This is a genomic window from Ignavibacteriales bacterium, from assembly GCA_016214905.1.
In the GTDB taxonomy this organism is placed as follows: Bacteria; Bacteroidota; Ignavibacteria; order UBA10030; family SZUA-254; genus PNNN01.
The window spans coordinates 653468-679132 of record JACRMQ010000006.1; the positions used below are offsets into that span (position 1 = coordinate 653468).

Here is a 25665-nt window from a genome sequence, read left to right on the forward strand (position 1 = left end):
AATCACTTTCTTAGGGAAACTGCCCTTGCTTATAAAAGCAAGACCTAATACACAGTTTTATAAACAAAGAAAGTTTTCTTAAGGAGGTAATATGGTTCTTTTACTTTGGATAGTTGTTGTGATGCTTGCATACATGCTCTTTCTTCTTTATCACAGATTTAAACGTGATATTGAATGGCTCAATCAAAGAGTGGTGAATCTTGAGGATAAAGATCAAAGCGTTACTAAACAAAAATAACAATGTACCAAGCAATTCCACTGTTATATTAACAGTGGAATTTTTTTGCCAATTTACAATAACAACGCAGGAAGCAAACAAAGAAAGGCGATCCTTGTAAGAATCAAAAATCTTTCCATTGCAGATATACTTAAGTGAAAACGGTAATAAAGGAAACCAACCCACAACAATCCATTTAAGATCACACCGACAAAGAGGATAAATGAGGCTGTACCCCAGGTTGTTGCTGATACAACAAATATAAGTGAACTTACTCCAAGAAGAGACATAGAGATATCTACCGCCTTCACTATACCAAATCGAATTGGAACTGATGTTTTTCCCCATGCCTTATCGGCAACGAAATCTCTGATGTCTAAAATAATTTCTCGAGCAAATATCAGAAAGAACGCTCCCATGGCAGAAAATAGAAGCGGCAAAGAGAAGTTCCCAACACTCATTCCAAATATTATCGTGAAAGAACTTGTAAGGGCAGTAATTGCATTCGCCCAAATCCCATATTTGTTGTTAACAAAGGAATACACCGATAATAAAGCAATGACAATTATATCGATAAATAGAGCAAGACTGTTAAGTAAGAATGAAAAATAAATTGAGACGATCACAAGTATAGGTATCAATAACAAGACCTGCCTCCGGGATAATTTACCACTAGGTAGAGCACGATAAGTATGATTGATTTTATCTTTATCCAAGTCAATATAATCATTCAATGCAAATCCAAATCCAGACGTTAATACAACAACAGCAAAGGTAATTAATGCTGTCATCATAGAAGGATTCAAAGTTGTTGCATAATAGACCGTTGCCGCAATAGTTCCTGCAATAGATGATATGAATAATCTTAGTGTAGAAATTATGGCGATAAAGATTGTAGTAAAGTTATTCCCCACTTTTTGTGGGATCCTCATTTGGGTGTTCCTCATAATATTTTTTGTAATGTCCTTCTAATTCTTTCAATACATATTCAAGTGGGTATTTCCTTATTAAAGCACCCTTATATGCACCATACACTATAACAATAAGTAGAGCTAAAATTCCTCCAAATAGAATTGTATTACTTCTTGTCTTCACCTCTTTCCAGTTGGCGTATAATTCATCCACATTCCTTCCGAGTGAGTCTATCTCTTGTTTGACTTTGACGCTGTCAAGAATCTGGTTCCCGACCAAACTAAGATTTGTAATTTCCTCTCTAGCTTTTTCATATGCTTGTAATGACTGATCTTTTGGAAAAAGATAAATAGTCTCCTTGTCGGCTAAAATACCAAGCGGTAAGATTAAAAGAAACAAAGTAACATATGTTATTAATATCCTCTTGAAATACTTTTTTGAGATCTCATTATTATCAAACTTCTTCGAATTTTGATACAGTAGTAAAGCCTTCCAACATATAAATCCTATCCCGATTCCTATAAGGAAAAGAAGTGGATAAAACATACCAATTACAATAAGCAGTAATAAAACGATTACCAACCAAATTGATAGCATCTGACCAAATTCATTCTCTCTCAACTTTATGACAAGTTTGTGATAAAAAGTCAAACTTTGAATTGAAAGAGCCCCTAGAATAAGAGCGATGGTCAACTCATTCGCTGGAGTTATTCCTTGTCGAACAGCAGGCACTATTTTTGATAGAAATAATATCGTTAATGCAAAAAGTGCTCCACTATAAAGCCTTTCAATCCAAGACGTGACCCATGCATTTCGCATCACGTTTTTTTGTAGAGCCGGAATATTCTGAGCCATTTTATTTGTTTCCTCAGTGATAATGTCCTGAAAATTAATGTAGTAAATTGTTTACGATTTAGCAACCCATTTAACCCATGGGTAGTGTCTCAGTTTGAAAGTTTATAGAATAATACTTACCTTGCTTGCCATTATTAGGAGTATACTAATGGCAAAAGATATTGATCGATCTGAGTTTAAGCTCAAATTTCAAGGTGAAGCGGCAGAGATAAATGCATCTACTTTGGTCAGTTCCCTATCTGGAATTATTTCGATTTTAGAGGAATCAAATAAAAAGCTTTTACCAAAGCGTAAGATAAAAATTAAGGTACAATCTCCTAAGCGCGGTAGTTTTTTGATAAATATGGCAGTTGAATCTCCATCGATAATTCAGACTATACTTGAGCATGCAACCATTCAAAATGCGGCTTACCTTGTTACAACACTCGTTGGCATACTAACAATTAGAAAATATTTTAGTAAGGAAAAAGCCGAAGTTACTGAGAAGGATGAGAATAATTATCAATTAAAGTCAAAAAGTGGTAATAATATCGTTATTGACAAAAGGATATACAATATCTATAAGGATAACATTCAGATTAATAATGCGGTAGATAGAGTATTTGGGGAGTTATCCATTGATCCAGCCGTTGAGGAAATTGATATTTTAGATAAAAATAACACCGAATTATTTTCAGCGACAAAAGAACACTTTCCAGAAATTAGCGCAGAGGTCGAAGAGATTACCGAGAAACAGAGATCACAAACCATATCGGCAAGCGTTAATGTCTTTAAAATCGTTTGGGATGAACATTATAAATGGGAATTTTTTTGGAGAGGGAACAAAATATCAGCAAAGATATTGGATGATAATTTTTTCAAACGTGTTCACAGCGGCGAAAAATTTGCAGAAGGTGACATCTTAGAGGTTAAGTTGAAGATTGAACAAACATTCAATGAATCTGCAAATACATGGGTAAACGGTTCGTATGAAATTGTAGAGGTCATAAATCACATACCGCGACCAGAACAGGGAAAACTCAATCTTTAATTGGTTAATTTAATCAAGTCTTCGATTTCCCATAGTTTTGTTATAATTCCAGATGCATTGGAAGGATTTACACGTAATGTTTTACTTTTTTTATAGGCCACGCTTGCTGACTGGTATTTATATTCAAAACTGAGAACACTGCCCATCCCTGCAAACCTTTTAATATCTGTTACCCAGATATAAGACCAACTACCTCCTTAGAGCATAACATCTGATCTTACCCTAGATTTTCGGACAGAAAAAAACCCGGTGCAATTTGCATCAGGTTTTGAGGTCGCTTAAAATTAGAGCAATCCCTTTTCAGCGAAGCTCGTATAACCATTGTATTCAGTTACGATGATATGATCATTCAGAGGTATTCCAAGAATTTTTCCAGCGTCGACAAGTTGTTTTGTCAAAGTAATATCATCGCTAGAAGGTTCAACATTTCCGGAAGGATGGTTGTGAGAGACAATAATCGTTGCGGCGTTCATCATATAAGCAAGCTTGAATACCTCACGCGGATGAACCAACGACGAGTTCAAAATACCAATCGATATCGTGTGTATTCCGATTAGGTAATTTGCACTGTTGAGATACAAACCTATGAAATGTTCTCGATCAACTCCTTGAAGATGCTTTCGGACGATCTTGGCAGCTTCTTCCGGTGATTGGATGCATCGATTCTCAACCTCAATCATTCCCTCTCGTACGAGTACAACTTTGTACAATGGCGTCTCGCAGACTACTTTGATTTTTTTCATATTCATGTTCCTTTTTGTTGTGAGAATTATTTTTGCGAATTGTTAATATGCTACCTTGGGATTGTAGAACAATGCAAATCCGATTTAAAGACTGGAGAAATTGTCTAAATAGTCATCCAAGTTTTTCTTCAATCCGTCCAAAACACCAAGTCTTCTGGCGTATGTTTTGTTGATGAATTGGAATTGACCGCAATAAAATCGCTACCACCTCTGTCGAGATATTTGCTTCAGCAATCCACGCTTGGCCAGACTGACATAACCGTTTTGCTCCGTTACGATAAGATGATCCTGCAATGAAATGCCTAATATTCCTGCCGCCTCTACCAGACGCGAGGTCAGTCGTTTATCGGCAATACTCGGAGTCGGGTCACCTGATGGATGGTTGTGTGCAACGATGATAGAAACGGCATTGATCATGAAAGCGAGCTTAAAGACTTCACGTGGGTGGACAATCGATGAATTAACGATACCAACCGAAATGGTGTGGATACCTAAGGGATGGTTAGCGGCATCTAGGTAAAGCCCTACGAAGTGTTCTCGATCGGCACCTTTAAGGTAACTCTTGATGAGTTTTGCAGCGTCACTTGATGTGCAAATTACCGAATTGTCAGTCTGGATAGTCCCTTTCCTCACAAGTACTACTTGGTATTGTGGAATTTCAAATACCACTTTCTCCATTAGGATTATTCTTCATTAGTATTCCAATTCTACCCTAGGCGATCATGTGTTCGGTAGACTGGATATTTTGCCGCTGAAGGACATTTCTCCTGTCTTGTTGCAGTATTGATTCAGGAAAATACTATAGGAAAGAGACAACACAGTTCATTCACAACATAACAAGAAAGGAGAAAGACAACATGCAACCACAATCGGCAGCTAGGCTTGAGGTACGCTCAGCCAGTGGTAACCTTCTATTTACTGTTACAGTTTCTGAAACAGAAACCACACCTGCTCAATTTGATCAGGTGAAACTTAGCGGAAATAATGGTGAAGCAAAACTGCACGAGATACCCAAAGCTTCAACGCAAGAAAAGGATAGTAAGTCCCATCCTACGATAAGACCCAAACCGGAAAACGGAGAGGCACTCATGACCGACTCACAAAAGCGACTTCTGTTCCGCCTCTTGGCAGATCAAGGAGTTGAAGGCGACAAAGCCCATGAGCATCTGAAGAATAAGTTTCAGGTGAATTCCTTGAAGGAAGTAACCAAACTTGAGGCGAGCCGTGAAATTGAGAAGCTTCTCGGGGACGCGAAAGGAGGCAAGCCATTCCATGCAGCAGCTTGATCATTTATCCAGCAGCCAGCTAAGGCTCTACCTTCAGTGCCCTCAAAAATACCAGTTCCAGTACATTGATCTTATTCCAAAAACGTTCCGCCCTTCTGCACTCGCATTTGGCAGTGCGCTTCACTCGGCACTGTCATGGTTCCACAAGGCAGAGCTTGCCGGAGCGAAGGTGTCTCAGGAACAGCTTGCTAAGGTCTTCGAGACAGATTGGTATAGTCAAAAGGTAGATGAGGACATCCGATACAAAGATAGTGACGATGATATGAAGTTCATCGCTATGGGGAGAGAAATGCTATCACTCTACCTGAGGCAACCACACCGTCCACAGGTGAAGGGAAGTGAAATTCCTTTCACCATACCCCTAGTCAGTCCTGTGGACGGCCGAGAACTCGGAGTAAATCTTGAAGGATTCTTCGACATTATTGAACGCGATGATACAATCACTGAGTTCAAAACCTCAGCCCAGATCATGACCTCATTCGATATTCAATCAATGCTCCAACTTACGGCCTATGGATATGCCTTCAAGAGGCTTTACGGTCGACCGCCAAAGGGATTCAAGGTTATCAACTTCATCAAAAACAAGAAGCCGCGCATCGAAGTGACTGAAACTCGAAGGAACGATGCAGACTATGAAGTCTTCTTTCACCTTCTCGAACAGGTTCTTTACGCAATCACTAAAGGAATCTTCTATCCTCGAGCCGGTTTCTGGTGCAAGGAGTGCGAGTATGCACACTTGTGTCCCCTATGGCAGAGAAAATCTGCCTGAAAATCAACACATGCAAAATAATTCACGAGGCGTATGCCTTATTTGTATTCACTAATTACAAAGGACAATATTATGTCAGATCAAGATGCAATCTACTCAACGTCGATACGAGCCGGAAAGACGACTTATTTCGTCGACGTAAAAGAAGCGAAGAATGGCAACAAGTATCTCGCGATCTCGGAAAATAGGATCGACGGGGAAAAGAGACAGCGAACGACCCTACGAATCTTTGAGGAAACAGTTGCCGAATTCCAAAAAGTCATTGATGAAGCAGCGGCAGCTATTTCACAGACGTGAGTTGCCCTGGGTTCTTCAATACTATCATACATTCATACATGCCCGTGTGCTTAATAAAATGAAGTTCACGGGCGTTTCTTTTCTCACACGAACAAATATCACAATACAATACAACATAAAAATGAAAGGAGAATTAACTATGGGACACAATCTAAACGAAACAAACGGCCAGGTATCCATGATGTATGTTGGTGAAGTGCCTTGGCATAAGCTCGGCACGAAGCTCGACCATCCGGCTACAGCTCATGAAGCAATTGAGTCTGCTGGTTTGGGATTTACAGTCGAAAAACTTTCCCTTAAGACGGAGGCTCTTGATCTTCCGGTTGAAAGTCACTTTGCAACGGTTCGCGGCGATACACAGCAGGTGCTCGGTGTGGTCGGGTCACGATACGTACCTATACAGAACCAAGAGGCATTCTCTACCTTCGACGCTCTGGTCGGAGAAGGTGAGACGATCTACCACACCGCAGGAGCGCTTGGTAAAGGAGAACGGATATGGCTCTTGGCGAAGTTGCCCGACTACATTAGGGTCAAGGGCAACGACTTGGTGGAGAAGTTTTTACTCCTCACCAACTCCCATGACGGGAGTAGTGTGGTTAGAGTGAAGCTCACACCGGTGCGTGTAGTATGTGAGAATACACTGTCTCTTGCTCTGAGCGGAGGAGAACAAGAAGTACGCATCAAGCATACTGCTCACGCTTCAGAACGAATGAAGAAAGCTCATGAGATTCTTGGGCTCACTAACAAACTCTACGAGGAGCTTGATAAAATCTTCAACCAAATGAGCAATATTAGAATCGATGGACGGGTGTTGGCTGATTACGTAAAGAAGGTCTTCCCCGATCCGCCTACCAACGGCCATTCACATCGAAAGAACTCGATTCGAGAGAAGGTGTTCGAGCTAGCACACGTTGGCAAGGGAGCCGATCTCTCTCTGGGCACGCTTTGGGGTGCGTATAACGCGGTGACGGAATACGTGGACTACTATCGCCAGTTGACCGCCGATGATTCGACCCGGCTACGATCAATTTGGTTCGGATCCGGTGAAAGGATAAAGAAGCATGCCTTCAAGGTTGCTGTGAACATAATCAATGGTGGAGTCGAGACGGCAGGCATTAAACATGATTACTCTCGCAACTGATGTGCTCAAGAAAAACGATTGAGCTTCCCACCTACGAAAGGTTTATCACGGGCACTACGATTCTGAAACTAGTACACCACATCCCGTGATTCGCATAGGTGGGAAGTATCTTGAAACATTCGGTTTCCTGATCGGTGATACGATTAAGGTGAAATTGGAACACTGTCGTATTACAATTATTAAACAATTTCAAACAAACACATCCAACTAATCCTTAAGCTTGGCTCTAAAATGAAGAGTCAGGCTTTTTTTTTACCATTTTGATATCGTTCACATCTTTTTCGGAAGTATTTTCTAACCTTTCATATCAAATCAATATTAAAAGGAACCGAGCATGTGTGAACTCACCGAAACGATTGATCAGTATATCAGATATTGTAGATACGATAAAAACTTAAGCAGATTAACAATTAAAGCGTATCAACAAGATCTCAAGCAATTTACCCATATTATTGGGAAGAATTCTTCTTTGAAGAAGATCAATAAAGAAAATATTCGAAATTATATTCAAGAGTTATATGCTCTACACCTAAAAGAAACCAGCATTAAGAGAAAAGTTGCTGCGCTTAAAGCATTCTTGCGATATCTAGAATACGAAGATAAGATATCTGTTAGTCCATTTAGAAAATTAAACATTCGAATACGTGTTCCTAAGAAAATTCCAAGATACCTAAGCATGAATGATATTCGCCTTCTTTATTCTCAAGTCCGAAATACTCTTTCAAACGTTAAGGTAGAACCGTCAATTTCAAATCCGGATAGAAAATCAATTAAATCTTTATTCGCAATTCAGACTGAATTGATAATTCTGGAAATCCTTTTTACAACAGGTATCAGAGTAAGTGAACTATGTAATCTTAATATTGATGATGTTGATCTAAATAAGAGAAACATCCGGGTCTTAGGAAAAGGCTCCCGAGAACGTGACATTGCAATCACAAACGATGAAACGATTCTGGTTATAGAAAGATACATTAGACTAAGAAAACGATTGGCTAATGGCTCCTCCCCATTATTACTGAACCGCTGCCTGAATAGAATCCAACCTCATTCGATAAGAAGTATTCTAAAAAATGTCTCCAGCTTTGCATGTTTGAACTATAAAATAACACCACACATGTTCCGACATACGGTAGCAACTATGCTCATTGAAAATGGTTTGGATACGAGATTCGTCCAGAAATTTCTTGGGCATAGTTCGATCCTTACTACCCAAATTTACACTAATCCCACAACTTTAGCAGAAAGACAACAGATTAGCATGAAACACCCTCGAAATTTTGTTTAATTTTTTGGAGTTAGGATAACTAGAGATTATCCTAAAATTGAAACACGCGTTTTATGACGTAATCATTCTTGGCGGGGGGATTTCAGGATTATTACTTGGGAATGAACTTTCTAAGCTACACTCAGTCTTGATTATAGAAAAAGAAACTAATATACCCAGCAATAAGTTTTGGTTGACTAAGAGAAACTGTGTAATGGGGAATGCTGAACTGTTGTCCTGTGTCGATTCCTATTATACAAACCTTGATTTTGTAGCTTCCGATCTTACAACATATCGTTGTTCTGGCGATTATGCATTATGGAATACAAATCTTTTGGTTTCCAATTTACACGAAACGATAAAAACTCAAAACGGGCACGTGCTCAATGCTCACAAGTTTTATAGTTACTATTATTCCAATAATAAAATTATTGTGTTGGCAAATTCTTCAGAATATTCTGCCTCTTTAGTGATAGATTGCATGGGTTATTCATCACCGATCATCTACGCAAAAGGTATTGTGCAAATTATCGGGTATTATATTCTTCACGGGAAAATTTTAAAACTTAAAAAAGATATTGCTCCCATTGGACTCAGCAACGTAATGATTGATCAAAAACCAAAATACCTAGAGATATTTCCACTTAGCAATGGTGAGGCGTATTCAATTCTGATTGTCCCAGAAAGAAGCATTCGATCTTCTACGAATATTCAGAAAGAATTTGAATTTATTATTAATGAATCAAGTTACAACCAATATTTTCTTAACCACCAGTCAAATGTACAATCTTTATGGGGAATTATTCCCGTTGGATTTTTGAGACAAAGAGCTCTCGATCGTATTTATTTCTTTGGTGAGGCAGGCCAACTTAATCCTGGAACAACAGCAACCTGCCTCACGAAAATATTGTACTCATACAAAAAAGTTGCAGAATTTATCTCAACAAATTTAAGAAATAACACGTTAACTCAATCTGATTTGGACAGAGACCTAAGTTCGATGAATAGATTTAATAGAAAATATCAATTGCATCTTTTTCAGGATATTCTAAATTGGAACTCTGACGACTTCAAACAATTAGTTATTGGTATGAACGATTTAGGAGATAAGTTGGTAAACGATATCATTTTTGGCGAATTAGATCCCAAAGATATAATGCGATTTGAAATTATATCTAAGTTATTAAAAAATAAGCGTTTTTTTATCTTAAAACCTTTCTTAAAATCGGTTATGTAAGTCTATTTAGAGAAGATCTTAAAAAATTCATTTATTGCAGTATCGTACTGTGCTATGAATTGAATTACCATGATTATGCTTATTAATAAGCTGGGAGAATCTTTTAAGCTAATCAATGGGAATTGATCCCGCTCCATAATTAGTTTCTCTCTAATTTCAGAAAGTGTCATATCAATCTCAATTTTATCCTTTAACGAGATCAATTCATTTGGAATATTCCGTCGTTTCTCTTCTATTTCTTTTACTTTCTTAATGATGTCGTTCTCGTATATTTTTTTGAGAACATATCTTGGATAAAAACTATAGCAAAGTGTCAAAGGCAGAAAAAGGATTACTGGAAAGATTAAAAGTTTTCTGGTAATAATTCCGTCAGGATCAAGAATAAAATTTGCAGTAAGAGTACCCCTGAATCCCAAATAAATCCCAGCGACTCCAATTGTAGAGGTGATAACAAAAAAATAATTAAGATTTTCAAATTCAAGCGGCACAATGTTTCTGGTAACTTCCAACCTCTTTTCTGAATCTTCTAGAGATTTAAACATCAAGAGTGAGAAAATAAAAAAGGTTAATAAATAGGAACCAATATAATAAATTGAAATTGAGCTGATCGCCAAGTAATATTTTGCAAATCCTTCCATAGGATAACCACAATTCCACATGATAATTCCACCAACTATAGTTAATGGAATACCGATCGTGTTTTTCCAGAGCGTAGAATTCATTCGTCGCGAATAGACAAATATCTTCGGTAAATCTTCCTCTGAAATTGTAATTACCTCATTGATTTGGGCCAGCAGACTGCTACCGTATTTTCTTATAAACCAGACTAAACCGTAACCTACTCCACCCACAAGAATGCCGTCAAAATAGAATATCCAGGAGTTAAATAATTCCTTTGCGATTATTGGACCTTGATAAAAATAGCTAATTAGAAAGCCAACTAAACAGAGCGCCAAGCTGATGCCGCACCAAATAATAATATTAAAGAAACTTTTTATCAGCATAATTTTGGTAAGGATAATCTCTAGTTATCTTTATTACAATTGTTTATCAACGAATATTGAATGGAATCTATAAAAAAAGATTGAGAAATTCAAATACAGACGTTCAGGTAAGTGACAAAAGAACGCTGGTTTAATTAACTCACAATTTCCTACCAATCAACTTATCTATTATCAGTTAAACTATGTAAATTCGTCCAATGATCACACTTCCTCTTTATTCTTATTCCTAATTAATAAATGCTTAGTACCAAGCTTTGTATCATCTGCGAAATATTCATAATACACTAAAAAAGATGGGGTCGCCAATATCATCCAAATTATTAGTTCTTCAATCGGAAATCGAAAACCAATTATATTGATAAATCCTATGAATCCATTTCCTGGAAAGACCCATTGACCTGCATATAATGCGGCTAGCTCGAACATTAAAAGAATAGGAAATGAAAATAGACTTACCACAAAATATCTGTCACAGAATTCAGGATATTTGAACAAAAATAAAATCAGCGGGAATATCACAAATACAACTCCCACCCACAAATAAAAATATGGTATAGAGAGAAACTCACTTTTTTCAAAAAACATAACCGATACAGTCAAAACAAGTATCAAGAAAAAGAGCCACAAATATTTGATTCGTTTGGATAACCTATCTGCTCGTTTTCCATTATCAAAATAATGTTCATAGAAAAGCACTACCCAAAGTCCCCATAATAAACCAAATATATAAACCTCGATAGTTGCGAGACCAAATATTCTGAGCGGAAATATACTTTGAGGTACCAACCATGATCCATTATATGCTGCCAAAGCATCAGCAAAAAGTGATAATGGTATTGAAAATGGAATAACAAATGCAAGGCTTTTTAATGCAATTCCCGGATTTTTGCAAATAATGTAAACAGATGGAACCCCGAAATACAATAAAGTAGAAATCAAGAGACTCGTGCGAAACCATATTGTAATCAAAGTTGCAATAACCGCAAATATAAGTATCCTGAATATATCTTGACTCATTTCAACCTTGTAAAGCGTAAACATAAGAAAAGAGATTAGTAATAAATCTATTCTGTGTTTTATTTATTATAGCATAATTTTTGCAGAAATAGCCAACGCGAATATCCTCAGCTCGTCGCTAATCTAGTGAGGCAGGTCATTACGTTTCTCGGCCCTCTTTAAAAAATATCCTATCTCCCGCTTATCTTTTTGTCCGAACGATCTAAACAATACATTGATTGGTTTACAGTATAATTCTATCAAACTAGAACTCAAGAACTCTGTTGTCTAAAAATCACGAACCTTGCGTTGATATTAATGCTGGTCTAGGAAGTAGCAGATGCTGCTTCCTGTTTAATAGAAACGTCCTAGTTATATCTCATAATGAAACTCTGGAGAGTAGGTATAAAATGTATCATTAATCTGTCCGAAACAAGTTCCAATACTTTGTGGCTTTGTTTATGTGCTGATATTTTCTTTGATCACAGCAGATACATTTTAGATCCGGTTTCCTATCCCACATCTGGATTTCCTTGAATCCACAACCGAAATCAAATAGTGCAAAATTAGGTATCTGCGGATAATCCGTCATCTGGGCTCGTACCATATCCGCAGTCACCAGAAGTCCCGCGAACATTGAAATAAATGGCAGAGCTGCGTCTATTGATCCTTGATTTGTCTTGATTTGTGTCGTTGAGCACGTTAGTGCATCAACCCGAACAGTTTCTGGGAATCGATCAGACAAACAATCGTCGCGCCCGGGGATATGTCTGCCGTGATTCACACCCCAATTTAAAGTTGTAGAAGAATGAATCATGAGCGGAGGGATATTATTCTGCATCGACCATCGGACGCCGTGATCGTTCGCTAAAGGAAGCCACATGTCAAAATTACGTTCACTTCCCTGAGCCTGCATAACATACTCGTTCCACCAGCCGGGAAAAGCCTTAGTATTGATCTTCGAGGCACTGAAGTAGGCAGCAACAGTCTCTGCTTTGTTTTGCCCAAAATTATTTCTTCCGAAAATAGGAGACCTATTGAAATTTTCCACCTTTACTACGTCCTTATCGAGGATGGTCAGCTCACCTGCCAAACCAGTGAGTTTTAGACAATAGGCCGCCGATGATCCGACTGATCCTGCCCCAACCATAAGTATACGTCCCGCATTGACACAAGTGGGATACGAAATATGCTGTGGCTTTTGTTCTTGGTTATAGATAAATCTGAATAGATTGAAAATCCCATCTTCAATCAATTTCTCTTGGGGAAATCCTATAGCCATCTTAAACACCTGTGAGACACCCAAACATGCGGCCGCAATAGCACCAAGAGGATTTGCCTCGTCAGTGTTCGGTAGGGATGAAAAAGGGAATTTGGATAGGCGCGCATACCATCCCGAGGCGCTTATAAAAACCTGACGTGTCTTATGCTCCATAGTCTTGGTATCTCCGACATGCAGAACAATCCCAGTGGTGTTCGTCAATTGGTTTGTTGTTTCGAAAGTGCCAAACGGGTCAGTGTCGCGCATTCGATCCAAAATGAACTCGCCAAGTTCCATGCTACTCCCACCGAGATTAGGATGGCAAGGCGTCGTTGGCATTATGATTTTCACCCGGCGACACCATCGGCTAAGTAATTCACATGATACGAGTAACGTTATTTGGCCAGGCCAAGTTTCGACAACTGGTCGGTCGATAATCACTACGCATTCCGTTTGCTGGTATTCTCTTTCTGTTACACAACGGTTTGTGCGATCATCGCGAAGTGCGTAGAATTGCTCCGCTGTCGTCGGAAATGTGGTCATAGGGCAAACTTACTTTTGGACAGATCAAATAACATGGAATGTTTTCTTGATCTCTACGCTCCCAAGACGTCGAAAGTAGCCATTTTCAAAAACATGCACACCGCATTTTGTAAGAGGTAACATTCCTCCCCGTGCGTACTGTGGTACAACAATCGACAGGAAACCTTCGTACGGCATTAAAGCAAGTTGATCATCTCCATCTGAGTGACCAACAAATTTACCAGGATGGGTATGGACTTGTCCGATAAGCTCAAGGTGTTCCTTACACAGTATCTTAATAATCTCGGCGTTTGCTTGAGCTGATGTTTGAAATGAACCCCACGCAGTTTTTGCGTTTGGGGTTAAACATCTTATTACGATCACGCCTTTGGGATCACGTTTGCCTGCCCAGTAAACAATGCCCTCATGGGGTTTGTCAGAAAGGCCGAATTTGAGAAAAGAATCGATCGATTGTTTTATTACAGCCTCGTTGATGCGCACCAAATTTGGTGTACATCTACTGTGGGCCTGTGTTGTACTTCTACATAATTTCCTGAGCCACATACTACCCCATCCTACCCTTATAATAGTCCGGCAGACTAATGCGACTATAGATGGTCCCGAGCATATCCCCAAGCTTCGAATGATTGGCCCATTGAATGTTGCTGGCGGTGGATTTGACCCAATCAGCATTCAGCGGCCAGTCCTCATGGGGACCAGATTGTACAACCGATTTATATGCTTTGCGACTAAACGGAGCGCAAATACACGGTCCTGAAGAGTGGAAGAAACTATCAATCGATTTCGGATATGCGTAGTTTGTTCCGGGTTCTCCCGTCTCAGGATCAATAAATTCGATGAAGGGTGGTTTTTCCTTGTAATCGTCACACAAGAGACTAACAATGAAGAGATCACCGGTGTGCGAAAACATGGTAACAATCACCTTTAATGAATTGTAATCCGGCACGATGCCCCATCTGAGAGTACGAGCTATATCCTTAATTTGACTAAGCTCCTCTTGTATAATCGCTCGTGAAAGATCTGGTCCTACAGCCATACTTTTATGTTAAACCCCGCCCCCAACAGCTGTGAGTACCAGAACCGTTCCGTCCACAATATGATATGACACTAACGGCCGCTCCGGCTTAAGTACCTCGTCTGGCTTGTTAGCGAAAACAAGCTCGAAGCGATCCCCGGGAGCAAAGCTGAAAGCACTGATCGCAGCAGTTATCACTTCAGAAATCTTCGTTTCCTTGTCGAAGGAGAATTCTTTTGATCCCCTTGTCGACTGGATTGTAATTTGTAAGGTTTTATCTTCTTTTGCCATAGTTCAATGAGTGTTAATGATGAATAATTAATTAATTGATTGATTTTGATTTCTTCACAACATAGATGACCTTTCCATTTATGATAAACCGTTGGTCATCTTGATGGATATGAATCGGCAGATAGTCATCCGTCGACTCGGAGATGAGTTCAAGTTCATTCGGTCTCTTTCCTCTTAACAGTTTCTTGACAACACCAAAGCCCTCGATGATCGCTAGGACATAATCTCCGTTGCGTGGTTTAAAAGGGCTCCCATCAACGATCACATAATCTTCATTATCTATCGAAACACCACCAATGTTTGCGCGATTCATTGAGGATCCAGCCGCTCGGATGGCAAAAATGTTTCGCTCTCGATTAGAGATAAGTCGCTTGGATATCATGAAGGTTCCTTCAAGGTTCTCTTCGGCAAACATTGTTGCCCGACCACAGTTCGCGGTTCCGATGATAGGAACTGTAACAAGGGCACTGCCACGTTGGCTTCCGAGCGATGTGAGCCTTAGAATCTTCGAAGCAGTGTCGATTATAAGCAATCCACGCCTTTCCAACTGCACCAAATGGTGTTTGACCTGCTGCGCATGGTCAACATGGATCACCTCGCCAAGGGTGCGATAAGAGAACTCTCTGAAGACTCCATCCCGGTGTTTCAACAAACTGAGTATTTTATTCTGAATCTTATGCATATAAATAATATAATAAATTATGACAAAAGATTCAAGTCTGTCAAATACTGTCAAAGATATAAGCCATCCCTCCCGACTGACTGATAACTCTTGTGTGCTAAACTTTCCCTGCATCTACCTCCTAGCTATTACTCTGCTAAGTTAAGCTACTAAAGTAAGTTTTTGTTTTCATTCTCGACGACTTTGCTATATATGACTTTTCGATCAGTGATTTATCCAATCGTTTAAGCATGCCCATAACCTCAAATTTTGCTCTAACCTTAGCGTATTATTCACCATCACTCTTAATTTCATCGCCCATTATTGCCTTGAGAAAAGAGGTAACACCACATTCTGGTTATTCCCGCTTAACTCTGAGATAATTGGATTATTTCACGACTTCCAATCAGCCAACCAAATCCCAGGTAAAAATAATAAGATTTTTATTCACAGGTTTGATATCATACATATCATACTCTACATAGAAATTGAAGGACTCTAACTTTCCAAAAGAAGATTTTTGTTGTATATTATATGACTATGAATCCAAAACTTAAGCAGATAAACCTCTTCCCAAAAAGCCCCATCTTCCTCCCTAATGCGATGGATGGGCATTTCGAAAGCGTAAACATTCAATTTCCAGCTATGATTATGGATGCCCGACATGCTGTGTGGCGGCCAGGCGTTGCACAAAAACTTGCTGCAATATCGGATCTATTTATAATCGATCCCTCCACGCACGTTCTTCTTTTTAAGGACGCGAAAGATGGCCAGAATTTCAAAAAGCTGGGGTATCCAAATAATATTGAAATAGAAAATATATACAGTGATTCAGGATTTCGCAAAGATAAAATCATTCGTGTTGCAGTCGACGACCAACTTAACAAAAATGCATCCGTTGTAATCGCACCTTATTTTTTCGCGGAAGATACAGATGACGTGAAATTTGGAATTAATATTTCAATGTTATCGGAGACCATTAGGTATCTTCAAGAAACCAAGAATGACGTTCCTGTTTTTGCAATGCTGGAAATAGGTAGTTCCGTGCTAAGCCGGCCAACCGTCGTAAATTATGTTGTTGATAGATTCAAAGAAGACTTTCGTGACGATGTCAAGGGGTACATTGTTGTAATTAATGATCTTGATTGTGAAACGGCTGATCAGGATTCTCTGTTAGAATTATCAAAGTTGGTATTCCAACTCTCTGAAGGGACCCCGGTCCTTGTGAATAAAATCGGTCCCTTTGGCGAGATATTGTGTGCCATAGGGGCAAGCGGCTATGGCAGTGGCTTAGCGAGCGGGGAAATATTTCGAGCAAAAAACCTTCAGAGCACCCCGAAAGGCTGGGGGAAGAAAATTGAAAAAACCTACATACCTGAAATCTTCGATTATTTAAACGATGAAGACCTAAAAACAATCAAATATACCTGCAAGTGTGCAGTCTGTGCAGGCTCTTATCCAAAGGATACTGTTTCAAAAAAACTTCATTTTCTCTTCACACGCTTGAATAGTGTTGAAACTCTTCAGGATACAACACGAATCAAGAGGATCGATATAGTCAATGAAAGAATTGTGAAAGGTATTAAACTCAATGCAAACTGGCGCTCAAAAGCCATAGGTGTGAAAACCGCTTTTCTACCTCGATGGAAAGCTGTTCTCGACTTAGCAAAGTACTGGGAGTTTCCTGACAAGGATAATGAACTAAATGCTCTTTTATCAGAACTTGAATCATGATCAAAGTGGTCCCCGACGCAAACGTCTTGGTTTCGGGTATGCTCGGAACGCCTGGGCCAACTCGAAAGATAATCAATCTGGCACTAGCAAAGAAAATAATTATCTTCGGCAGTTCAGCGACTTATCAAGAATTTTGTGAGAAGATTCAAATGGCGCGACTTCAGAAATACCTGAAGCGTCAGATTTTCAGTCCAGAGAAAATAATTCTTGACTATAGGGCCTTTGTAAACATGCTCGAACCAGTTTTGTCTGATCAACTTAAACGGTTTGTAGAAAGAGACCCCGATGATGATGAGTATGTGAAAGTAGCAAGGGCATGCGGTTCGAAAATAATAATTACAAGAGATAAGGATCTATTGGACATCAAGAAATTCGAGAAGGTTCTTGCCGTAACCCCAGAAAAATTTATCCAAAGCTACGCGAAACTCTCCCTACAGAGTTGACACCTACTGTCCCCAACATTCCTTTCGTCCAAAAATGTTCAATAGCGAAGTTGCTCCGTGCGGGATTGCTGGGTGTACTTTTGTAAGGTGAGAGGAGGATACTTTTCTTGTTACTTTCTTGGTCGAATGAAATTAATCCAAGTCCATGTTTTTGTAACATTTTCTTATTTACAAGGTGTGCTATCGAAGAAGGAACTGCTAAGTATACTTTGTTGGCAAACACCTTATATCGATTTGCTTGGACCAATCCTCTTCGCCAGTCCTTCAACTTTGCTTCAATCGCAATAAGTTCACTCGCAAGAGGAATCCACCCATTTATTTTGAAATAATAGTTTTTTCCAACTGACTTAACATATCCATTCTGTTCCAATGATTTTAGAATTGAGTATTTGAGTAGAGATCTAGAGAGGTGTGTTTTTTTTATGAGGGAATCAAGAGATGTCTTTCGAGGTCCTTCTGATATGAAACGAAGTGTCCGGAAATATTCTTCTCTAAGCAACGGAGAAAGTTGCATGTAGCTCTTTCTAATTCCGACGCGTCGAGTGAATATTTTGCTCTTTCGCAAGAGAACAAGATCAGCTACGCCATGCCCAACCCCTATCTCCTTTCGGGCAAGATACCCTTCTTGCAGAAAATTATTCATTAAACGATTGACGAATGTTTTCTCTGTCATATGTATATTAATATCATTATATCAATAATACGCAAATCTTACTGGAGAAGATAAGTTATATTTGGTATTTTTGCAAAATTCTAACCCAAGAGGAATCATATATCTTTTGTACGGTTTTACCATTTTTAATTAATGCTCTCCGGCTCATTGTTATTGGGGGATTTTATCCCTGCGCACTTAGGTCAGAGGTGTTGATTCATTGCAACTAAATTTAACCCCTGTATTTTCGCGGATCCTTACTCCTCGGATACGTTCTCTCTTCTTGAAATCTTCCGTTCTCTTTCTGAATCTTTACAGACCCGCCCTCTTCACCTACAGCCTTTTTCAATGCACCCCTTTGGGTTGCAATTTCTTTTGTTGCAAACCTCTTAACAACATTTCCTGTCTTGTCCTTCTCCAAATCCCACTTATCTTTTTCCTCGTTGTATTGCAAGGTATACTTTGGTAATGGCGACATATTATTTCCCTTTCATAACAAAGTTTGTTGATCCATAAGAATGCTTGATTTAATATAACATACTACATCAAATTCAATTTTACAACTAGAATAAGACAAAGAAGGGTGATTGAGCCCCTTTCCTTTTTTTGCTCCATCACCTCCCTAGTGTTACCCAAGAATAGAGCCGTGTTGTTTGCTATCCATAGGCAAAAGGAAATTAGTAGCAAAGTAGGAATTTTTGTGATTCAGAGAATATATCCTTAACTTTACGAGGTGTTTTACTTTGGCGATTTGACGGGAAAAGCAAGCAGATAGAATTTTCTAAAAAAAAGGTATGAATTTGTTATCATACCTCCAGATAATATTTATTTTAGAACAAAGCATGAGTGCCCCTATCCTCTCCTCATTAGCACCATCTCTATGAGCTTAACGATCGCTATGAATAGGACAAGAAAGAAAATCGCAAGCATAGTATCGTTCCAGATAGATTGGATGAGTATGGCGGGAATAACAAGGGCAATGAAAAGAACAATTATCACTTTTTTTGTGTACATGTTACATCCTTTCGAATGAGGTGAATTTATTTGTTGACTGGCAATACAAATACTAGCAGACCAATTACAATTGTCAATGTGGAGTGTCTGGATGCGTGATTTCATCGCAGAATTTCTGACAGGATTTTCTGCAGCCTTTGGCGTGTTTTGGATCTACCTCAGAATAAGGAAAAAGCGTGGACAATCGCTCAAAAGGATTTTTTATAAGACAATTGTTTGGGCATTAATCTGTGGCACAATTTATGCCTTAATTCTCCTGTCAAACGATGGGCGCGTAAATCAGCTCAGGGTATTACCAGCGGACAAAGCTAAACTGTTCACGGAACTCGCTCAGGGAGAATTACAATGTTCAGGAAGTGATTCTGAATTATGCGTCCTGATTGCAAATTTTAAGGGTTCGTTTCTGAATAAAGAATCTCAACTGCAAAGTGGTGTGATTATGCGGCTGATTTATTCTCAGCTAATTACACTTCTTTGTTCTTCCTTGTCTCCGCCTAATATTCGGCTAGATACGATCTCATATCAAATATGGCCGCACATCGATTCTCATGACGAAGCGCGCGAGATTGGGCAATCCCGCGGTGCAAACATCGTCATTTGGGGAGACATTAGCATACAGCCTTTCAGTCCAGTGACAATCAATCCGAGAATAACAATAATTCATCAAGAGTTAAATGCCCCGAGCGAGATCGATCTTGATGGGCTATACGTATCCTGGAGTCCAATTCAGCACTTGGATTTTTTCTCAGAAGATATAAACCAACCGGTGTCACTGGCCAATTTCATTATTGGCCTCGCCTACTTAGCAAAGAAAGATTGGAATAGGGGAAGTGAGTTCTTCCAGCAGGGTATTAATTTAAGTGGTAGGGGAAAAGGCGCAGACGTACTGTATTATTTTCTGGCGCATGCTCTCACTGAGAAGAATTACCCTTATGGTCCAGAAAGTCTTGATGCGATGGCAGCAATTAATGCTCTACATGTCGCTATAGAAATTAACCCGAGCCAGAAAAACTACTACAATGATCTCGGATTGCTATATGATGTTCAAAATTGCATTGATGAAGCACAAAGAAGATTTAATCAAGCGCTGTCTCTTGATTCGTCATTTGTGATTGCATTAAACAATCTTGCTATTACTTACTATGAACAAGGCAATGATAGCCTCGCCATCTCAATATGGAACAGGTGTATAAGGTTGGACTCCTCCACGTCAGGGCCATATATTAACCTCGGCAAATCTTATTACTATGCTGGTGATACAAGTAGCGCTATCAGAATCCTCATACAAGCTCCCACGAACTCTCCTAATGCCTCGATGATCCTGAATAACATCGGCGCAATATTTACAGCCATGCATCGTACACGCCAGGCTATCACCTACTTGGAGAAGGCTATCCAGCTTGCACCTAATTCTGGAGAAGTCTATTCTAACCTCGGCGTTGCATTTCAACAGCAAGGAGAATACAAAAAAGCATTGACCAATTATCAAAAGGCTCTTTCAGTCAAGCCCAACATGGGATTCGTTTATTACAACATAGCCTTCTTATTTGCTAGGCAAGGTCTAACTGAAGATGCGGTGGCGATACTCGAAGAACACTTCCATGAGATTATGAAGAATTACGAGCAACTTGGGAATCATTCGGCATTTGAATTTCTGTCTCATGATTCTGATTTTGATCTAATTAGAAAACATTCTAGATTCAGACTGTTTCTGCAAAAGCATACTGATATCTTAAAGTAGAAATGGATTCCGCTAAACAATTCATTACATCCCCCGTCACTCAAATGGTAGCCCTTGATATGAATTCAATTCTGTTCCTCAATGTTTTCAATAATTAAATAATAATGCAAAAAGAGGTGTCATCAGACCCCATCTTTTTTGTCCTTTCATATCTTCCTAGTGTTGCCCACGAAAAAAATACAAGAAGTAAGTATTGCTTCCACTTGATTAGATCTGAGATAGTGTGTTCACTTTGAAAGAGTGTAATTCAAACAAGAATTGTATATATTTTATAGTTGCATGACTTTTCTCGGGCAATATGCCGAGAAGAATGTTACAATCAATTTATACCAATTAGTTGTATAATATGAATGATGCTCTATGAATATCGATCTTACTGAAATAAGGACTATTGATGGTGACAGAAGAACTGGTTTTGAAGAGTTTGTTTGCCAAATTGCAAGACAAACTCCAAGTATACCAGCGGAGGCTGTTTTCGAGAGGTTCCGGGGACAAGGAGGAGATGGTGGAGTGGAATGTGTTTTCCAATTCCCAAATGGTGATGAATGGGGTTGGCAATCAAAATACTTCTTCTCACTTGATAAGAGCCAACTGGATCGTTCTGTAGAAACAATGCTGAAAATCCATCCACGCTTGAAGCGATATTTTATTGCGATCCCTTTCGATCTGACTGGACCCACAGGAAGAAAAGGCAAGAGTGACTCGGAAAAGTTTGGCGAATACAAAGTCGAGTGGCAAGGTAAAGCAAAAGCATTGGGTCGAGAGATTGAGTTTAACCTAGTTGATCGGTCGACGTTGATTAGTGAGTTGACAAGAATCGATGTCTCCGGGGGAAGGTCTCGTTTCTGGTTTGAGCTAGAGAAGTTTGGTCTGGATTGGGTCAAGAAACATATTGAAGATGCTATAGCAACAGTGGGGCCGCGTTACACACCCCAACTAAGCATAAAAACCATAATCGCAGAAGTGTTTGAGGCCTTTGGGAGAACTACAATATGGCGAGAAAACTTACATAGCAAAGTGCAACAAATTGAGAAAAAGATAGAAGCTTGGGAAGACTGCTTGCATCGAGGCGATTGGAATGGTGCACAAGATTTTCCAGAGAGAGCCCGCGAAAGCGGTGAGTCCTTGCTTAAGAAACTACAAGAGATCAAGGCGATAATTGTGGAATCTCAAAACTATGGTTTGAACGAGGGACAGATATCGGGTCTATCGAGTATGATCTCTGAAGCCCATAAAGAAACACATCGCTGCCGCTCAATTACAAAAGAAGAGATTGAAGCTAAGCACGGTAAAGGAAAGGCCGACTCCGTTGGCTTTAAGCAGTTCATGGCCGAGTATGAAGGCTCTTTTCCAACTAGGCACTACGATACTGCTAGAGAAATACTAACATTACTCCAAGAGCTCACTGAATGGCTCGATGGTGCTATGCCAAGATTGCCCCTATTTCCGTCGTTTCTGCTAACTGGGCCTGCGGGAATAGGCAAGACACATACGATATGTGATGTTGCACTGGATCGTCTTCAACGTGGGCTTGCAAGTATCGTGCTCCTCGGTGAGCAGTTTGCGAATGAGGAGCCTTGGACACAAATCAATAAGTTGCTGGGTTTATCGGGCAGCTTGTCGCGTGATCAACTCTTGGATATTCTAAGCGCTCTTGGGGAATCAACAGGGTATCCAACGATAATCTTCATTGATGCTATTAACGAAACGGTGCCAAGGGATTTTTGGATGAAGAATCTGGCGAGCTTCTTAACTCAAACTAATCGCTATCAGTGGTTGAAGGTCTGTGTCTCATGTCGGTCAAGTTACCTTGAAGATACCATACCAACCCACCTTCAAATCATTGAGGTTGAGCACAAGGGATTTGAGGGTGTGGAGTTTGAGGCTTGCTTTGAGTTTTTGACATTCTATGGGATTGAACCGCCCTCCTCACCTCTTCTACAGCCTGAATATTCAAATCCCCTGTTCCTGAAGCTGGTCTGCGAGGCTCTCCGAGACACTGGGCAAACTAAAATCCCTTCAGGTATCCAAGGATTTGGTGCGATGTCAAGATTTCTTTTTGAAGCCAAGAACACTAAATTGGCCACTGTGCTCGACTATAACAAACGGGAGAATCGAGTTGCCAGTGCTATGGAATTGCTAATAGGTGAAATGGCAAATAAGAATAGTGCATGGCTTGAATGGAGCGCTGCAAAGAAACTTACTGAGGACAAATGGCCATCGAACGAGTGGTCCAAGTCATTTTTCAATCATCTCCTTAGAGAAAACCTAATAAAGGAGGATCGCGTCTATGATTCTGATAGCAATGCAGTTGTGCCTGCAATCTCGGTGGCTTTCGAGCGCTTGGGCGATCATATCCTCGCGTCTAAGTACCTAGCGACCATTCCGGACGTAGATAAACTTAAAGGCGCATTCGGAAACGATGGAGAACTTCATTGCCTCGTTTCAGACTCTTCTGCAATTCATCGATATAGTAATTTACTCGAAGCATTAGCGATTCAGATTCCCGAAAAATATCATATTGAAATTGATAGGCTAATGCCAGTCTCGGATGAGAGTCAGACGTTGATAATAGGTTCCGTTGAGTGGCGCGACCCTAAATCGATAACTGAAGAAGCGCAGTCGCTTTTTCGGTCGTTAATAATGGATGGTGATAGAAGGCAGCTTCATCAGGTATTCGAAGCCCTGTTATCAATCACTGCAATAGAAGATCACCCACTGAATGCTTTTTGGCTGCATGATACGCTGGCTTCGATCCAACTGAATAAACGTGATGGAAAGCTGGTTCCCTTTCTGCATTTTGCTTATGGCAAACAAAAGAGTGTTGACCGACTGATTCGTTGGGGCCTAAGAACTGATCTAAGTAGCTTGTCTAAAACGACAGTGGAGCTATGGCTTACTACCCTTTGTTGGTTCACTGCGTCGTCGGATAGACGAGTAAGGGATTATACGACAAAAGCTATGGTTCGAATTGGAGAAGTAGCGCCTGAGGTATGGTCCAAGGTCATCAACCGTTTTTCGTGTATTGATGATGAATATGTAGTCGAACGTTGCCTTGCTGCAGCATACGGTACTTTACTTCGAGCCAATGATCGCGATGCCTCTGAAAATATCGCGACGGTTGTTTTTGATAAATTCTTTCGTAATGGGTTGAAGTATGTTAACAGCGTAATCATCGATTATGCGAGGTTGATCATTGAGTACGCTAAGTATATTGGCGTCGGGAAGAGTATAGACTTCACAAAATGCATCCCACCTTACGCTGGTAATCAAATAATTGAATGGCCTGACGAAAAGTTTGTTGAAGGCTACAAGGATACGTATTGGGAATTACCCAAACTTTACCATAGTTGCATGGGGGATGATTTCCAGCATTACACTGTCCCAAGTGTAATCGGAATATACAATCGTGATGGAGTCACGGTCCTCAATGCATGTCGCTGGATATTTAAGAATGTACTGGATATGGGTTATGGTCCAGATTTAGAAATTTCAGAGTTCGATAAGTACTTGCTTCGTAAGTATGGTGGCGGAAGATCGCGTCCAGAGTGGGCAGAAAGAGTTGGGAAAAAGTACCAGTGGATTTCACTCTATCGCCTAGCTGCTAGACTAGCGATCACTTTCCCCGAGAGAGTGGATACTATGAATGCCACCTCAAAAGCAAAACCTCTCTTGACTCAAGATGAGAGGAATATTGATCCCTCGTTTGTTGACAAAGATAGCAATGCTTCTTTAAAACCCCGCGCATGGTGGTCACCAGTAGAATATCACCACCCTGATCCGAGGCTCTTGGGTGACAAGGAGTGGATCAAAGAAGCTGACTTTCCTGATGACATACGAATGTTGGTTCCTAATAATGATTTTCTAGTTTTATACTGCAACTTCTCGTGGCAGAGGAGGGACTTGGAATCAAGAGACGGTTATCCGATGAGGAATATGTGGATGCACCTCAGGTCTCTTCTTATCAGAAATGAGGATATTAAGAAAGCATGGAAATGGATTCAGGGTCAGAATTTTATGGGCGATTGGATGCCAAAGGGATTTGAGCTTCATTACGGTTTCTTTGGAGAATATCCATGGGCACCACCCTTTAGATTTATCTACGAAGAGCCTGTTTGGCAGGATTCGAGAAAGGGTATTCCATGTAATCTTGTACCGACATCGAATGAATTGAATATTCATTTCTCTTTTGACGCATATCAAACCGAGGCATTCAATCTAACCGTGCCCTCACATCTTTTCTTTTCAGATTTACAGCTTCGGTGGAATGCAAGGGATGGATATGTTGATAAGAAAGGACAGAAAGTTTTTTTTGATCCTAGCATTTATGAAGGTGGTCCATCGGCATTAGTAGTGAACAGGAATTTTCTTTTTGACTTTCTGAAAAGACATGATCTCTCTCTACTCTGGACATTACTAAGCGAAAAATCGATAATACCAGGTCATATGAATCACGGACCTGGTTATACTGAATACAGCTGCGCCTATTTATTAATGCAAGACGGCAGTATTAGTTTAGGTAAACCATTCCTACAGACAGTAATCCATTAACCAGC

At 39.8% G+C, this 25665-nt stretch carries 26 protein-coding genes; 12 read left to right on the top strand and 14 right to left on the bottom strand.

Annotated elements, in window-relative coordinates; genetic code table 11:
• The first annotated feature begins 91 nt into the window (after positions 1-91).
• Positions 92-238 carry a hypothetical protein gene (locus tag HZB59_06750; GenBank protein ID MBI5021115.1) on the top strand — a complete coding sequence of 49 codons (147 nt, stop codon included), beginning with the start codon at positions 92-94 and terminating at the stop codon, positions 236-238.
• A gap of 53 nt (positions 239-291) precedes the next feature.
• Here HZB59_06750 and HZB59_06755 read toward each other — a convergent pair whose 3' ends face one another.
• Together HZB59_06755 and HZB59_06760 are read right to left on the bottom strand one after the other, a co-directional pair.
• Positions 292-1149 carry a UbiA family prenyltransferase gene (locus HZB59_06755; protein ID MBI5021116.1) on the bottom strand — a complete coding sequence of 286 codons (858 nt, stop codon included), beginning with the start codon at positions 1147-1149 and terminating at the stop codon, positions 292-294.
• The gene (locus HZB59_06760; protein ID MBI5021117.1) at positions 1121-1984 is read right to left on the bottom strand and encodes a hypothetical protein; all 864 of its coding nucleotides are present in this window, start codon (positions 1982-1984) and stop codon (positions 1121-1123) included. The genes HZB59_06755 and HZB59_06760 overlap by 29 nt, the downstream gene beginning before the upstream one ends.
• Before the next feature lie 148 nt (positions 1985-2132).
• Between HZB59_06760 and HZB59_06765 the strand changes: the two genes are divergently transcribed.
• Complete coding sequence (locus HZB59_06765) at positions 2133-3014, top strand: hypothetical protein (GenBank protein MBI5021118.1); 882 nt, start codon at positions 2133-2135, stop codon at positions 3012-3014.
• A gap of 284 nt (positions 3015-3298) precedes the next feature.
• Here HZB59_06765 and HZB59_06770 read toward each other — a convergent pair whose 3' ends face one another.
• Entirely contained in the window at positions 3299-3757 is a 459-nt protein-coding gene (locus HZB59_06770) for a DNA repair protein RadC (GenBank protein ID MBI5021119.1), read from the bottom strand.
• A 201-nt stretch (positions 3758-3958) separates the two neighbouring features.
• A complete protein-coding gene (locus tag HZB59_06775; protein MBI5021120.1) occupies positions 3959-4435 on the bottom strand; it encodes a DNA repair protein RadC in 477 nt (158 codons plus the stop codon).
• A 179-nt stretch (positions 4436-4614) separates the two neighbouring features.
• On the opposite strand from HZB59_06775, the gene HZB59_06780 reads away from it, so the two are divergent.
• The 6 genes from HZB59_06780 (at position 4615) to HZB59_06805 (ending at position 9754) form a co-directional block, all read left to right on the top strand.
• Positions 4615-5043: a hypothetical protein gene (locus HZB59_06780; protein ID MBI5021121.1), complete on the top strand. Its 429-nt coding sequence runs from the start codon at positions 4615-4617 to the stop codon at positions 5041-5043.
• A complete protein-coding gene (locus HZB59_06785) occupies positions 5030-5812 on the top strand; it encodes a PD-(D/E)XK nuclease family protein (GenBank protein MBI5021122.1) in 783 nt (260 codons plus the stop codon). Before HZB59_06780 ends, HZB59_06785 begins: the two co-directional genes overlap by 14 nt.
• A 72-nt stretch (positions 5813-5884) precedes the next feature.
• Complete coding sequence (locus HZB59_06790) at positions 5885-6109, top strand: DUF3276 family protein (GenBank protein ID MBI5021123.1); 225 nt, start codon at positions 5885-5887, stop codon at positions 6107-6109.
• Between the two features lie 139 nt (positions 6110-6248).
• Positions 6249-7250: a DUF932 domain-containing protein gene (locus HZB59_06795; protein ID MBI5021124.1), complete on the top strand. Its 1002-nt coding sequence runs from the start codon at positions 6249-6251 to the stop codon at positions 7248-7250.
• 334 nt (positions 7251-7584) lie between these two features.
• The gene (locus HZB59_06800; GenBank protein MBI5021125.1) at positions 7585-8538 is read left to right on the top strand and encodes a tyrosine-type recombinase/integrase; all 954 of its coding nucleotides are present in this window, start codon (positions 7585-7587) and stop codon (positions 8536-8538) included.
• A 37-nt stretch (positions 8539-8575) separates the two neighbouring features.
• A complete protein-coding gene (locus HZB59_06805) occupies positions 8576-9754 on the top strand; it encodes a hypothetical protein (protein ID MBI5021126.1) in 1179 nt (392 codons plus the stop codon).
• 2 nt (positions 9755-9756) lie between these two features.
• Here the strand turns inward: HZB59_06805 and HZB59_06810 are convergent, their stop codons facing one another.
• The 7 genes from HZB59_06810 to HZB59_06840 all read right to left on the bottom strand — a co-directional run bounded on the left by HZB59_06810 (position 9757) and on the right by HZB59_06840 (position 15660).
• Entirely contained in the window at positions 9757-10758 is a 1002-nt protein-coding gene (locus HZB59_06810; GenBank protein ID MBI5021127.1) for a hypothetical protein, read from the bottom strand.
• 201 nt (positions 10759-10959) lie between these two features.
• Complete coding sequence (locus tag HZB59_06815; GenBank protein MBI5021128.1) at positions 10960-11775, bottom strand: hypothetical protein; 816 nt, start codon at positions 11773-11775, stop codon at positions 10960-10962.
• A 397-nt stretch (positions 11776-12172) separates the two neighbouring features.
• Positions 12173-13558: a ThiF family adenylyltransferase gene (locus tag HZB59_06820; protein ID MBI5021129.1), complete on the bottom strand. Its 1386-nt coding sequence runs from the start codon at positions 13556-13558 to the stop codon at positions 12173-12175.
• Positions 13559-13582: 24 nt separating this feature from the next.
• Positions 13583-14038: a Mov34/MPN/PAD-1 family protein gene (locus tag HZB59_06825; GenBank protein ID MBI5021130.1), complete on the bottom strand. Its 456-nt coding sequence runs from the start codon at positions 14036-14038 to the stop codon at positions 13583-13585.
• Between the two features lie 64 nt (positions 14039-14102).
• On the bottom strand, positions 14103-14594 hold the full coding sequence (locus tag HZB59_06830) for a hypothetical protein (protein MBI5021131.1): 492 nt from the start codon (positions 14592-14594) through the stop codon (positions 14103-14105).
• A 9-nt stretch (positions 14595-14603) separates the two neighbouring features.
• The gene (locus HZB59_06835; protein MBI5021132.1) at positions 14604-14864 is read right to left on the bottom strand and encodes a hypothetical protein; all 261 of its coding nucleotides are present in this window, start codon (positions 14862-14864) and stop codon (positions 14604-14606) included.
• A 31-nt stretch (positions 14865-14895) separates the two neighbouring features.
• Complete coding sequence (locus tag HZB59_06840) at positions 14896-15660, bottom strand: hypothetical protein (protein ID MBI5021133.1); 765 nt, start codon at positions 15658-15660, stop codon at positions 14896-14898.
• Between the two features lie 405 nt (positions 15661-16065).
• Here HZB59_06840 and HZB59_06845 point away from each other — a divergent pair, with 405 nt between their 5' ends.
• The gene (locus tag HZB59_06845) at positions 16066-17259 is read left to right on the top strand and encodes a hypothetical protein (protein ID MBI5021134.1); all 1194 of its coding nucleotides are present in this window, start codon (positions 16066-16068) and stop codon (positions 17257-17259) included.
• Positions 17256-17702: a putative toxin-antitoxin system toxin component, PIN family gene (locus tag HZB59_06850; protein ID MBI5021135.1), complete on the top strand. Its 447-nt coding sequence runs from the start codon at positions 17256-17258 to the stop codon at positions 17700-17702. The genes HZB59_06845 and HZB59_06850 overlap by 4 nt, the downstream gene beginning before the upstream one ends.
• On the opposite strand, the gene HZB59_06855 is transcribed toward HZB59_06850, so the two are convergent.
• From HZB59_06855 to HZB59_06865, 3 genes are all read right to left on the bottom strand, one after another.
• On the bottom strand, positions 17665-18375 hold the full coding sequence (locus HZB59_06855) for a hypothetical protein (protein MBI5021136.1): 711 nt from the start codon (positions 18373-18375) through the stop codon (positions 17665-17667). The genes HZB59_06850 and HZB59_06855 overlap by 38 nt on opposite strands.
• Before the next feature lie 211 nt (positions 18376-18586).
• On the bottom strand, positions 18587-18832 hold the full coding sequence (locus tag HZB59_06860; protein MBI5021137.1) for a DUF2188 domain-containing protein: 246 nt from the start codon (positions 18830-18832) through the stop codon (positions 18587-18589).
• Between the two features lie 374 nt (positions 18833-19206).
• Complete coding sequence (locus HZB59_06865) at positions 19207-19368, bottom strand: hypothetical protein (GenBank protein MBI5021138.1); 162 nt, start codon at positions 19366-19368, stop codon at positions 19207-19209.
• Between the two features lie 91 nt (positions 19369-19459).
• Between HZB59_06865 and HZB59_06870 the strand changes: the two genes are divergently transcribed.
• Together HZB59_06870 and HZB59_06875 are read left to right on the top strand one after the other, a co-directional pair.
• Positions 19460-21109: a tetratricopeptide repeat protein gene (locus tag HZB59_06870; GenBank protein ID MBI5021139.1), complete on the top strand. Its 1650-nt coding sequence runs from the start codon at positions 19460-19462 to the stop codon at positions 21107-21109.
• Positions 21110-21469: 360 nt separating this feature from the next.
• Positions 21470-25660 (top strand): ATP-binding protein, encoded by a 4191-nt coding sequence (locus tag HZB59_06875; protein MBI5021140.1) that lies wholly within the window; start codon positions 21470-21472, stop codon positions 25658-25660.
• The last annotated feature ends 5 nt before the right edge of the window (positions 25661-25665 follow it).

Excerpts from the sequence above, each read along its gene's own strand:
- HZB59_06750 (MBI5021115.1), top strand. The coding sequence starts at position 92 with ATGGTTCTTTTACTTTGGATAGTTGTTGTGATGCTTGCATACATGCTC.
- HZB59_06755 (MBI5021116.1), bottom strand. The coding sequence starts at position 1,149 with ATGAGGATCCCACAAAAAGTGGGGAATAACTTTACTACAATCTTTATC.
- HZB59_06760 (MBI5021117.1), bottom strand. The coding sequence starts at position 1,984 with ATGGCTCAGAATATTCCGGCTCTACAAAAAAACGTGATGCGAAATGCA.
- HZB59_06765 (MBI5021118.1), top strand. The coding sequence starts at position 2,133 with ATGGCAAAAGATATTGATCGATCTGAGTTTAAGCTCAAATTTCAAGGT.
- HZB59_06770 (MBI5021119.1), bottom strand. The coding sequence starts at position 3,757 with ATGAAAAAAATCAAAGTAGTCTGCGAGACGCCATTGTACAAAGTTGTA.
- HZB59_06775 (MBI5021120.1), bottom strand. The coding sequence starts at position 4,435 with ATGGAGAAAGTGGTATTTGAAATTCCACAATACCAAGTAGTACTTGTG.
- HZB59_06780 (MBI5021121.1), top strand. The coding sequence starts at position 4,615 with ATGCAACCACAATCGGCAGCTAGGCTTGAGGTACGCTCAGCCAGTGGT.
- HZB59_06785 (MBI5021122.1), top strand. The coding sequence starts at position 5,030 with ATGCAGCAGCTTGATCATTTATCCAGCAGCCAGCTAAGGCTCTACCTT.
- HZB59_06790 (MBI5021123.1), top strand. The coding sequence starts at position 5,885 with ATGTCAGATCAAGATGCAATCTACTCAACGTCGATACGAGCCGGAAAG.
- HZB59_06795 (MBI5021124.1), top strand. The coding sequence starts at position 6,249 with ATGGGACACAATCTAAACGAAACAAACGGCCAGGTATCCATGATGTAT.
- HZB59_06800 (MBI5021125.1), top strand. The coding sequence starts at position 7,585 with ATGTGTGAACTCACCGAAACGATTGATCAGTATATCAGATATTGTAGA.
- HZB59_06810 (MBI5021127.1), bottom strand. The coding sequence starts at position 10,758 with ATGCTGATAAAAAGTTTCTTTAATATTATTATTTGGTGCGGCATCAGC.
- HZB59_06815 (MBI5021128.1), bottom strand. The coding sequence starts at position 11,775 with ATGAGTCAAGATATATTCAGGATACTTATATTTGCGGTTATTGCAACT.
- HZB59_06820 (MBI5021129.1), bottom strand. The coding sequence starts at position 13,558 with ATGACCACATTTCCGACGACAGCGGAGCAATTCTACGCACTTCGCGAT.
- HZB59_06830 (MBI5021131.1), bottom strand. The coding sequence starts at position 14,594 with ATGGCTGTAGGACCAGATCTTTCACGAGCGATTATACAAGAGGAGCTT.
- HZB59_06835 (MBI5021132.1), bottom strand. The coding sequence starts at position 14,864 with ATGGCAAAAGAAGATAAAACCTTACAAATTACAATCCAGTCGACAAGG.
- HZB59_06840 (MBI5021133.1), bottom strand. The coding sequence starts at position 15,660 with ATGCAGGGAAAGTTTAGCACACAAGAGTTATCAGTCAGTCGGGAGGGA.
- HZB59_06845 (MBI5021134.1), top strand. The coding sequence starts at position 16,066 with ATGAATCCAAAACTTAAGCAGATAAACCTCTTCCCAAAAAGCCCCATC.
- HZB59_06850 (MBI5021135.1), top strand. The coding sequence starts at position 17,256 with ATGATCAAAGTGGTCCCCGACGCAAACGTCTTGGTTTCGGGTATGCTC.
- HZB59_06855 (MBI5021136.1), bottom strand. The coding sequence starts at position 18,375 with ATGACAGAGAAAACATTCGTCAATCGTTTAATGAATAATTTTCTGCAA.
- HZB59_06860 (MBI5021137.1), bottom strand. The coding sequence starts at position 18,832 with ATGTCGCCATTACCAAAGTATACCTTGCAATACAACGAGGAAAAAGAT.
- HZB59_06865 (MBI5021138.1), bottom strand. The coding sequence starts at position 19,368 with ATGTACACAAAAAAAGTGATAATTGTTCTTTTCATTGCCCTTGTTATT.
- HZB59_06870 (MBI5021139.1), top strand. The coding sequence starts at position 19,460 with ATGCGTGATTTCATCGCAGAATTTCTGACAGGATTTTCTGCAGCCTTT.
- HZB59_06875 (MBI5021140.1), top strand. The coding sequence starts at position 21,470 with ATGAATATCGATCTTACTGAAATAAGGACTATTGATGGTGACAGAAGA.